Annotated in this window: 11 protein-coding genes; all 11 read right to left on the minus strand. The window is 62.1% G+C overall.

Annotation, left to right across the window (positions count from 1 at the left end):
- Positions 1–14: 14 nt before the first annotated feature.
- Positions 15–1631 carry a peptidoglycan DD-metalloendopeptidase family protein gene (locus tag WC026_RS15025; protein WP_372711821.1) on the minus strand — a complete coding sequence of 539 codons (1617 nt, stop codon included), beginning with the start codon at positions 1629–1631 and terminating at the stop codon, positions 15–17.
- Between the two features lie 285 nt (positions 1632–1916).
- Positions 1917–2681 carry a 5'/3'-nucleotidase SurE gene (surE, locus tag WC026_RS15030; protein ID WP_372711822.1) on the minus strand — a complete coding sequence of 255 codons (765 nt, stop codon included), beginning with the start codon at positions 2679–2681 and terminating at the stop codon, positions 1917–1919.
- A 1-nt stretch (position 2682) separates the two neighbouring features.
- The gene (locus tag WC026_RS15035) at positions 2683–2934 is read right to left on the minus strand and encodes a hypothetical protein (protein WP_372711823.1); all 252 of its coding nucleotides are present in this window, start codon (positions 2932–2934) and stop codon (positions 2683–2685) included.
- Positions 2931–4334 (minus strand): serine--tRNA ligase, encoded by a 1404-nt coding sequence (gene serS, locus WC026_RS15040; RefSeq protein WP_372711824.1) that lies wholly within the window; start codon positions 4332–4334, stop codon positions 2931–2933. Before serS ends, WC026_RS15035 begins: the two co-directional genes overlap by 4 nt.
- Before the next feature lie 96 nt (positions 4335–4430).
- Positions 4431–5252 (minus strand): twin-arginine translocase subunit TatC, encoded by an 822-nt coding sequence (tatC, locus tag WC026_RS15045; protein WP_372711825.1) that lies wholly within the window; start codon positions 5250–5252, stop codon positions 4431–4433.
- A gap of 3 nt (positions 5253–5255) precedes the next feature.
- Complete coding sequence (tatB, locus tag WC026_RS15050; RefSeq protein WP_372711826.1) at positions 5256–5636, minus strand: Sec-independent protein translocase protein TatB; 381 nt, start codon at positions 5634–5636, stop codon at positions 5256–5258.
- 48 nt (positions 5637–5684) lie between these two features.
- On the minus strand, positions 5685–5894 hold the full coding sequence (locus WC026_RS15055; RefSeq protein ID WP_372711827.1) for a twin-arginine translocase TatA/TatE family subunit: 210 nt from the start codon (positions 5892–5894) through the stop codon (positions 5685–5687).
- Between the two features lie 182 nt (positions 5895–6076).
- A complete protein-coding gene (scpB, locus tag WC026_RS15060) occupies positions 6077–6931 on the minus strand; it encodes an SMC-Scp complex subunit ScpB (protein WP_372711828.1) in 855 nt (284 codons plus the stop codon).
- Positions 6932–6971: 40 nt separating this feature from the next.
- Positions 6972–7823 carry a ScpA family protein gene (locus WC026_RS15065; RefSeq protein ID WP_372711829.1) on the minus strand — a complete coding sequence of 284 codons (852 nt, stop codon included), beginning with the start codon at positions 7821–7823 and terminating at the stop codon, positions 6972–6974.
- A 284-nt stretch (positions 7824–8107) separates the two neighbouring features.
- Positions 8108–9799, minus strand: coding sequence for an SPOR domain-containing protein (locus WC026_RS15070; protein ID WP_372711830.1), 1692 nt, complete (start codon positions 9797–9799; stop codon positions 8108–8110).
- A 60-nt stretch (positions 9800–9859) separates the two neighbouring features.
- Entirely contained in the window at positions 9860–9988 is a 129-nt protein-coding gene (locus tag WC026_RS15075; protein WP_372711831.1) for a DALR anticodon-binding domain-containing protein, read from the minus strand.
- Between the last annotated feature and the right edge of the window lie 18 nt (positions 9989–10006).

Raw genomic sequence — 10006 nt, forward strand, 5'->3', positions numbered from 1 at the left:
GCTAGGACGGAACGTCAGAGTTTTTCGAGGTAAGGTGTCGGGTCCACCGGCCTCGAGCCCTGACGCAATTCGAAATGAACCTGCGGCTGATCGACGGACCCTGTCTTGCCCGCTTTTGAAATGACCTGACCGCGTTTCACCTTGTCGCCGCGCTTCACGAGCAGCTCGTCGTTATGGGCGTACGCAGTCACCCAGCCGTTGTCGTGACGAAGCAGCACGAGATTGCCGTAGCCCTTGAGCTCGTTGCCGGAATACGCGACGACGCCCGACTCGGCGGCATGGACTTCGGTGCCGAGCGGCACGGCGAGATTGATGCCGTCGTTATGCGTGCCATCAGGACGTCCGCCAAATCCGGCGATGACGCGGCCCGTTGTCGGCCACCGGAGCTTCACGCTGTCGGCAACTGCCGACGCCGCAGCCGGAGCCGCCAGCGCAACCTTCTGCTCGGGCTTCAGCGGCTCGACCTTCGCCGGTTTGGCCTCAGCGGCGATCGGCATGCTCGCCGGAGGTTCCGACGAAGCGACCGACGGCGCCGGAGTGGCGGGCGGCGCTGCCGGAGACGCATCGCTGATTTTGCCGGTATCCAAAGCCGCAACGCGACGTTCGCTGTTGATGATCGTCGGTCGCGTTGACAACGGCTGACCGTAGGCCGGGATATCCGATCCCTTCTCGGTTGCCGCCAGCGGCGGAACGACGGCGGGGGGCGCATTGTCGGCGACGCTTGCGGGAGCCGATGGAACCGGCTGCGAAGCCAGAGCGGATGCGGATGCAGCCGCGCTCGCGCCGCCCGGAACCTTCAGCACGACGCCCGGCTTCACACGACGCGGATCGGTGATGCCGTTGACCTGCTGCAGCTCCGCGAATTTCACGTTGTGCGCACGCGCGATGCCGTAGAGCGACTCGCCCGGCTTCACCGTGTACGTCGCGCTGTAATTCGCGGCGACATCGTGCGGCGGCTCAGCGAGCGGAGCCGGTGCGGGTCGGGCGGATTCAACCGCCTTCGCAGCGGCGACGCTGCTGCGCGTTGCCCGCATTCCGCCCGCGCTCGGCAGATACAATTTCTGGCCGGGGTGCACATTCGGATTGCTGAGCGAATTGGCCGACATCAGCTCCGCAAGCGAAACGTGATGCGCCCGCGACAGCGAATAGAGCGTATCACCTGGCTGCACGACGATTTCCTCGCCGCTCGCCATCGCAGACGGCGCGGCCCGCTCGCTCGGCGCGGCTTCGGAACGCGCACGCCCAAACGGCTTGGCATCGTACGAACGCGCCGGCGGCGTGTACGCCGGTGGCGAATTATAAGCCGGCGGCGAATAGGACGGCACGGGCTGATAGCTCGGACCGGCATCTGGCAATGCCGCGACCTGAACCGACGACGCCCCGGCGCCATAAGGGCCGCGCGGCGACGACGATGCGACACCTGGACTGTCGTTCAGGGCGCTGGTCCGGATCGACTGGGATGGGATCGGCCGAGAGTCGGGCGGATCGTTAAGATTGAAGGACGCACTATCGAAGCGCGTCACATCTGCGCTGCAGCCCCCGATTGCGAAACCGGCAATTACGGTCGATACCGCCGCTGCGGACTTGAGGCAGAAACGCCCGCCGTGGCTTACGCCAAAACAATTAATCATGGTACGCACCTCTACTCGCACCATCCATTAACCTTTAACAGGTTAACGAGCGGTAAACGCTTCCAGCCGGATTTGCCCCAAATCCAGAAGTAGCGATGCGTACATGCCGATTTGCGAGCCCCTCGCATACCCGGCATGGATTGAAAGTGAAAAACGATCTGCGAAAGGCGCCGCGTGAAACAGCGCCCCATGGTTATTCCATTAGGTGAGAATTGCGCTTTATTCGCGAATAGATTTCGGCTTTCCGGCGACTTTCGCGGGCCGGGTTGTATCTCGCAGAACCGATTAGCCGAGCCGCGCGGCGAGCGTCTCGGCGGCGCTCCGATCGGTCAGGTCGACACTTAACGGCGTGATCGAAATTTTATTTTCAGCGATCGCTGCAAGATCGGTTCCGGGAACCAGCGTCGACATGCGCCGCTCAAAACCGAACCAGAAATACGGCGTCCCCCAGGGATCGGAACGGCTGTCAATGTTGAGCAGCGCCTGATCGCGAATGCCTTGTGCAGTCACCGCGATACCCGCGACGTTCTCCGGCGCCGTGTCCGGAAAATTGACGTTCATCAGCACGTGCGGATTCCAGGATTGCGCAAGCAATTTCTGGATGACCTGCGGCGCGTGCGCGAGCGGCGTATCCCAGATGGCCCGACGCTCGCCGTCCTCGAATCCCATCATCTGCGACAGCGCAATCGAGTGGATGCCGAGCAGCGCGCCTTCCATCGCCGCGGCGACGGTTCCCGAATACGTCACATCCTCGGCGAGGTTCGAACCGTGATTGACGCCAGACAGAATGAGTTGCGGCGGCTGATCCTTGAGGATGTGGCGAACCGCCATGATCACGCAATCGGTCGGCGTCCCGGTCACGGCGTGCGTGCGCTCGTCGATCGTGCGCAAGCGCAGCGGCGTATGCAGCGTCATCGAATGCGCGGTACCCGACTGATTGGTCTCCGGCGCCACCGTCCAGACGTCCGGCGAAATGCCGAGCGCGATCGCCTTCAGGATTTCGAGCCCCTTGGCGTTGATGCCGTCGTCATTGGTGATCAGAATGCGCATACTAACCGACGATCTCGCCATGACTGTTCACGCGGATCACAGGACCGCGATAATTCTGAGCCTCGATATCCCGCTCGCCCATCGCCCGCACGTCATCGGGATGCAGGCACCAGACGCGTTCCAGATCGTAGACGAAGACGGCGATCTGGGTCTGTGTAACCTCGCCGATGAGATAGCCGCGCTTGCCGCGCACCTCTTCGTCTTCGAAATCGGACGCGATTACGACAATATCGAACGTTGAAAGCGCGCTCATGCCGTCCTGGCCGCCGTGATCTTCGTAAGTCCGCCCATGTAAGGCCTGAGCGCATCGGGAATTATGACGGTGCCGTCGGCCTGTTGATAATTTTCGAGCACCGCGATCAGCGTGCGCCCGACGGCCAGCCCCGAACCGTTGAGCGTATGCACATGAACCGGCTTGCCGCCATCTTTCGGCCGATAGCGCGCATCCATGCGCCGCGCCTGGAAATCACCGCACACGGAGCATGATGAAATCTCGCGATAGGCGTTCTGCCCCGGAAGCCAGACTTCGATGTCGTAGGTCTTCTGCGACGCAAATCCCATGTCGCCCGTGCACAAAACGATGGTGCGGAACGGCAGCCCAAGGCGTTTCAGAACCTCTTCCGCGCATGACGTCATGCGCTCGTGCTCGTCGAGCGATGTCTCGGGCGTCGTGATCGAGACAAGCTCGACCTTCGAGAACTGGTGCTGGCGGATCATGCCGCGCGTGTCTTTTCCCGCAGCGCCCGCCTCCGAACGGAAGCACGGCGTCCAGGCCGTGACGCGCATCGGCAGTTGCGCTTCGTCGATGATCTGTTCGCGAACGAGATTTGTCAGCGAAATTTCCGCCGTCGGAAGCAGATAGAACTGAGTGCCCTCACGAATTGCTTTTTCTGCTAATGCCAAAAGAACTCTATTCGTAGTGGGATCGCTCAGAGCTACTTTCTCGAAGTACTCTCCTATTTTTTCTAACGTCAGTTTCTCGTTCGTCGTCTTGAACAGATCTTCCGCGAACTTCGGCAACTGCGCCGTGCCATAGGCAGCCTGATCCTTGACCAGGATCGGCGGATTGACTTCCGTGTAGCCGAACTCGCCGGTGTGCAGATCGAGCATGAAGCTCGCGAGCGCACGTTCGAGCCGCGCCAACGCACCTTTCAGCACGACGAACCGCGCGCCGGAAATTTTCTGCGCCGCCTCGAAATCCATCAAGCCCAGAGCTTCACCGATTTCGAAATGCTGCTTCGGCGCGAAATCAAAACGTGCCGGCGTCCCAACGCGGCGCACTTCAACATTGCCCGTTTCATCGACGCCGTCCGGAACGTCCGCACGCGGTAGATTCGGAATGACGTCGAGCGCCGCCTTGATCTCCGCATCGAGCTTACGCTCGTCGTCCTCGCCCTTGGCGATCGTTTCCTTGAGATCCGCAACTTCCGTCATCAGGCGCGTTGCCGTCGCTTCGTCCTTCGCGCCCTTGGCCTTGCCGATCTCCTTCGAGGCCGCGTTCCGGCGTGACTGCGCCTCCTGCAGCGCGGTCAACGTCGCACGACGCTTATCGTCAAGCGCGACCAACGCAGCCGCCTGCGGTGCCAGCCCGCGGCGCTTCAAGCTCGCGTCGAAGGCTTCAGCGTTGTCTCTGATCCATTTGATGTCGAACACGGTCGGGCCTCGTCACGATGTCTGTGTCAAAGGCCGTCGTATACGATGCCAGCGGAGCGGTCCACCCGCAGCGCCCGGCGCGGATGATCGCTTGCACTAATTACCTGGGCTAGCCTGACGCTTCTCGACGAAGCGCACAGCGAGAATGGAAAGCTCATAGAGCGCAACCGTCGGCAACGCCATGATCACCATGCTGAGCGCATCAGGCGGCGTCAGCAGGGCCGCCGCCGCGAAGATCGCGACGATCGCATAGCGCCGCCCGTTTTTCAGCATCGCCGACGTTACGAACCCGGTCCGCGCCAGCAGCGTCAGGATGACGGGCAGCTGAAACACGATCCCGAAGCCGAAGATCAGCGTCATGATCAGCGACAGATATTCCGAAACTTTCGGCAACAGCTCGATGGTCGGAACGCCCGCGCCGCTGTGTTGAGTCAATCCGATCGAAAAACGGATCAGCACCGGCATCGCGATGAAATAGACCATCATCGCGCCGATGACGAACAGCACGGGCGTCGCAATCAGATAAGGCAGAAACGCCCGGCGCTCATTACGATAAAGACCGGGCGCGACGAACTTGTAGATCTGCGTCGCGATGACGGGAAACGCCAGGAACGCCGCCCCGAACATCGCCAGTTTCACCTGCGTCATGATCTGTTCGAGAAAGTGCGTCGCGATGAGCTTGACGTGATCGTCGCCGGACGCCCACATGTAAGGCCAGACAAGCACGTTGTAGATGTGCCCCGCGACCGCGAAGCAACCGAAAAACATTACGACGAACGCCGCGAGCGCCCAGATCAGGCGTTGCCTGAGTTCGATCAGATGATCGAGCAGCGGCGCCTTGCTGGCGTCGATGTCATCCTGTCCGTCGCGCGATGGCTCATCACTCGACGGCGTCGACGGCGGCAACCGCTCCAGCATCGCTCAGGTCTCCCCGCGCGGCGGCGCCGGCATCGGCGGTGCAAGTGTCTTCGAAATGTCGGAAGAATTTTCCGCTGCAATCGTATTTGCCGTCGACGGCAGCTCGACCCGCGCGAGCTTGCTGGCCTCATCGACATCGGCCGTCGCGCGCATCACCTCGGTGTTGATCGAGGTTTGCATTTTCTCGACTTCTTCGCGCATCGTTTCGAGTTCGGCTTCGCGCATCGCGGCGTCGAACTGCGATTTGAACTCGTTCGCGTGACGGCGCACGACGCCCGCATATTTTCCGAGCGTGCGCATCAATGTCGGCAGCTCTTTCGGGCCGACGAAAACCAGCGTCACAACCCCGAGGATCAGAAGCTCGCTCCAGCTGATGTCAAACATGAGATGACCTTGTCGGAATCAGCCGCGAACGCACCGCATAAGGCTCTCTCAGCCGACCTTCGTCCGATCGGGATTGGCCGCTTCGTTCTCGATCGTGCGCGGCGCCGGTCGCGAAACCTCTTCGTCCTCGGCCATGCCCTTCTTGAAGCTCTTGATGCCCTTTGCGACATCGCCCATCAGTTCCGAGATCTTGCCGCGCCCGAAAAGCAGCAGGGCGATGATCAGGAACAGAAGCAAGTGTTGTGCACTAAAACCCATAGGAACCTCTCGGCGGCAGTTGCCGCACGCAGTTAAGCACTTTATCGCAGACAGTGCCAGGAGCGCCCTGAACTCGGATCATGAGCCCGACGCGAATGTCCTGCCAAGACCTTACCTTGGAAAGCCGCGTTAAAGTTTACAAGATGCCATCTCGTTAACGAACAGCCTGCGCCAAATTGCGCCTAGTCCGCCTGACCCTCCGTCGGCGGCCCGCTTTCATCGTCCGCTTCCCCTTCGTCCTCGTCGAGCGGCAGCGACGCCTGGTCGTCCTCGGCATCTTCGTCGCCGTCATCGGACAGGGGCAATTCGTCCGGCATCAGGGCCGCGACATCGGTCGGCGCCGGCATCGTGAAGTTCGGCGGCAGATTGGCATCCAGCAACCCGGCGGCCTTGAGGTCGGCGAGGCCCGGTAGATCCTTGATCGCGTCGAGCCCGAAATGCACCAAGAACGTTTCCGTCGTGCCGTACGTCAGCGGCCGGCCTGGTGCCCGCCGTCGCCCGCGTGGGCGGACCCACGCCGTTTCCATCAGCACGTCGAGCGTCCCGGGCGACGTCGAAACCCCGCGTATTTCCTCAATCTCGGCGCGCGTGACGGGCTGGTGATAGGCGATGATCGCCAACGTCTCGAGCGCCGCTTTCGACAGCTTGCGCTCTTCCTTCTGCTGCCGCTCGAGCAGATAGGAAAGATCGTCCGCCGTCCTGAACTGCCAGCGTCCGGCGACGCGCACCAGCGATACGCCGCGATCCTTGTATTCGTCCTGAAGCTCTTTCAACAACGCATTGACGTCGTCGCCGGCATCGAGACAGCGCGTGAGCGATTTCGCATCCACGGGCTCCGAGGACGCAAAAAGCAACGCCTCCAGACGGCGAAGTTTCGCGCGCCGCGCCGTCTTCGTCAGGCGATCGACGGCGGCCTCCGGATCGCTTAGCGCGTCAGGGACGGCTCGCTCGTGCGCATTATCGGCATCGTCGTTTGCCGACATCACATCAATCCCGCGGCTATTGTCCGACACGACACTCAGTCTCGGCGGAACCATGGCTTTTCAAGCCCCCCTTATAACGGCGTTTCCGGCAGCGCTAGCCGATCTTTTCCCACTCCGCCCCTGCTTCACGTTTGCGCATATAAATTGGGGCGAACGGCTCGTCCTGCCGAAGCTCGATTAACCCTTCCCGCGCCATTTCGAGCGTCGCGCCGAAAGAACTCGCAAGCGCCGTGCGTTCCTCTTCGTTGCGCGGCAGAAACTGGTCGAGGAACATGTCGAGCTGGGCCCAATCCCCGACGGTCGCGCCGACGAGCCTTTCGAGCCGCAGGCGGGCTTCCTTGATCGACCAGACGCGCCGCGCCTTGACGACGTGAACGACCTTGATCGTCCGCTTTCGTTGCTCGGAGTAGGCTTTCAAAAGGTCGTAAATCGTCGCTGTGTAAGTCGTATCGCGCGTCACCTGGATGCGCTCCGGCCGCCCGCGCGCGAACACGTCGCGCTCGAGCCGGTGGCGGGTCAGCAACGTCGCCGCCTGATCGCGCATCGCGTTGAGCCGCATCAGTCGGAACGACAGGCGCTGCGCCATCTCTTCCGCCGACGTCGTATCGGGGTCTTCCTTGTCCTTAGGCAGCAGCAGGCGCGACTTCAGGAAAGCAAGCCACGCGGCCATGACGAGATAGTCGGCGGCAATTTCGAGCTTCAAATGCTGCGCTTCGGCAATGAAGACGAGATACTGCTCGACCAGCGCCAGAATGGAGATTTTCGCGAGGTCGACCTTTTGCGTCCGGGCGAGCGCCAGCAGAAGATCGAGCGGGCCTTCAAACCCCTCGATATCGACGAGAAACGCCTCGCCCGCAGCCGGCATGTCGTCCAAGCCCGGGCTTTCCCAGTCCGGCGAACCTGCGGCTTCGGCGCCCGTTTCGGCTTGTCCCGTCGTTTCAATCATCTGCGTCTGGATTTGGTCCCGATAAGGCGCCCTCTCGGGACCTGTATCACGGACATTACACTGATTCAGACGAGGGCAAGTCAGCGCCCAGCTATCTGGATGTGTGCGCCAAAGGTTGCAGCACCGACTATGTCCTACGAGCCTCGCCGTAGACGAGGCCCGCGCGCAGCGGCGAATCACGTCGAGTTACAGCGGGGATCCCGACGCTCCAGAAGCAAAAACGGCCAGTCGGCCGGCACATTTGAGCGTGACGGCCATCCAAGACTTCCGGTTTGCGCAGCGTATCAGTACGAGGTGACCCAGCAGCTTGAATAGCCCTGAGTTTTGAGCTGCGCGCAAACGTTGTTGGCTTCCTGCCGCGAGCCGGGCGGTCCGACGACCAGGCGGTCGAAGCTGCCCTTCGCGCCAAGATTGGCGGTCGCGATGTCCGGCGTTTTTCCAGATAGCGCCGTCGAATATTTCTGCTGCATGTCGGCAAAACGCTTCAAGGCGTCGATGCGGCTCGATGCTGAATGCGGCACGGACGCAAGCACCGCGACGAACCCAGTACCACCGCCGGACGACGTCACTGGCGGCGACGATTCGGAATACGCATCCGACGTCGTGGCCGTCTCGGCCTTCGCGACCTTTTTCAGCTTTTTGGTCGGTACAGGCGTCGCCGCGCCGTCGATGCTGCCCGTCGCAGCCGCGGATTTCGCGGCAGAAGCGCCGTTGATTTTGACCGGCGTGACGGCGACCTTCTTCATTGGAGCCGGCGTATCATCACCGCTGACCGGCGTGTTCGGCCGGCCTTGCGGTTCGTCACGAGCGTGATCCGGTGCGCCATGTCCGTTCTGTCCGAAGACGTCGACGAGCGACGTTCCTGGAACCCCAGCATCCTGTGCAGCCGCCTCGGGCGGTGGAGATTGAATCGATCCATCACGGCCGACGACAAGCGTCGAAACCTTGCGCGGACCGCCGCTGTTCGATGCGTCCTCGGTCTGCGCACGATCTGTGGGCGCGGCAGCCGCCTGATCCGGCGATGCCTCGGCCGGCTCTGACGACGTGCCGTCGCCCAGCCTGCCCATGATCTTCGTATCCGAATACGGGAATGTCTTGCCGCCCGCGTCGGCGGGCTTGGTCTTCGACGGGAAATCTTCGCTCTTGACGATCGGCGGTTCGCCCTGCGGTCCGGACGACGCCAGCTTCTTGTAGCCGTAGGCCATGCCCCCGCCGACGAGAATGGCTCCTGCCAAGGCCATCATGACCATCAGCGGCCGGCGGCTGCGCGGCGCGGGTTCATCCTCGTATTCGCCATCATCCTCGGCATAGGCCGGATCGAGTTCGCCACCCTCAGCGGTCGCAAAGCCGAGAGCGTTGCCCCGCCCTTGCTGCTGATAACCATCGTGATCGAATTCGCTCGGCTGTCCCGCCCAATCGGCGGAGCTGAGTTCGTTCTCTTGCCGGTATGGATCCGCAAACCCGCCGCCCTGGCCGACTTGCGATGGCGCATACCCGGCACCGTCATAGCCACCGGCATCGAACCCGCGCGGATCGGGAGCCCCGCCCCGCCCCGGCCATTGCGGCGTATTCGACTGTTGCTCGTAGCCCGACGCCTGCTGATGCCCATAAGGCGTGCTGCCGGGCGCGACGTAGGGTTCGAATTGCGGCGCATACGGATCGCTCTGAGCCGGGCCTGGCTGGCGGCCCTGCCCGTTTTGATGCCCAGTTTGCTGACCGGTCTGAAGCGCACCCCAATGACCATAATCGTCATGCTGCTGCGGCGCCTGCGGCTGGCCGTAACCCGTCTGCTGCCCATAGGCATCGTGCGGAGCCTGCGGCTGCTGCGGCGGTGGCCATGCGTTCGCCGGCTGCTGTGGATAACCCGATTGAGCTTGGGGATTGACCCAGGAGGGCTGGCGCAAGCGGTCCTGATCGGCAGGATTTGCAGCTGGCCTTCCCCCGGCCGGCCGCGAAAATGAATTCTGCGAGGACATTGCGAAACCCCTCAATATCGAGTGCGGATTCGATCCGCACCAAATCGTCGATTCGAGACTTTAGCGCATCGCATCGGGCGCCTCGACGCCGAGGACATCAAGTCCCGATTTTATCACCGTCTTTGTCGCGGCAATCAGCGCGAGCCGCGCAGAAGTCGCAACCCCGTCATTTGATTGAATAAATCTCAAATGTGGCGAATCGTTGCC

Origin of the sequence: Hyphomicrobium sp., assembly GCF_041674905.1 — a bacterium.
Taxonomy (GTDB): Bacteria; Pseudomonadota; Alphaproteobacteria; order Rhizobiales; family Hyphomicrobiaceae; genus Hyphomicrobium_B.

Bases quoted from the DNA above. Each gene is read 5' to 3' on its own strand.
- WC026_RS15035 (WP_372711823.1), bottom strand. From the start codon at position 2,934: ATGAGCGCGCTTTCAACGTTCGATATTGTCGTAATCGCGTCCGATTTC.
- WC026_RS15065 (WP_372711829.1), bottom strand. From the start codon at position 7,823: ATGATTGAAACGACGGGACAAGCCGAAACGGGCGCCGAAGCCGCAGGT.
- tatC (WP_372711825.1), bottom strand. From the start codon at position 5,252: ATGCTGGAGCGGTTGCCGCCGTCGACGCCGTCGAGTGATGAGCCATCG.
- tatB (WP_372711826.1), bottom strand. From the start codon at position 5,636: ATGTTTGACATCAGCTGGAGCGAGCTTCTGATCCTCGGGGTTGTGACG.
- WC026_RS15055 (WP_372711827.1), bottom strand. From the start codon at position 5,894: ATGGGTTTTAGTGCACAACACTTGCTTCTGTTCCTGATCATCGCCCTG.
- surE (WP_372711822.1), bottom strand. From the start codon at position 2,681: ATGCGCATTCTGATCACCAATGACGACGGCATCAACGCCAAGGGGCTC.
- WC026_RS15025 (WP_372711821.1), bottom strand. From the start codon at position 1,631: ATGATTAATTGTTTTGGCGTAAGCCACGGCGGGCGTTTCTGCCTCAAG.
- WC026_RS15070 (WP_372711830.1), bottom strand. From the start codon at position 9,799: ATGTCCTCGCAGAATTCATTTTCGCGGCCGGCCGGGGGAAGGCCAGCT.
- scpB (WP_372711828.1), bottom strand. From the start codon at position 6,931: ATGGTTCCGCCGAGACTGAGTGTCGTGTCGGACAATAGCCGCGGGATT.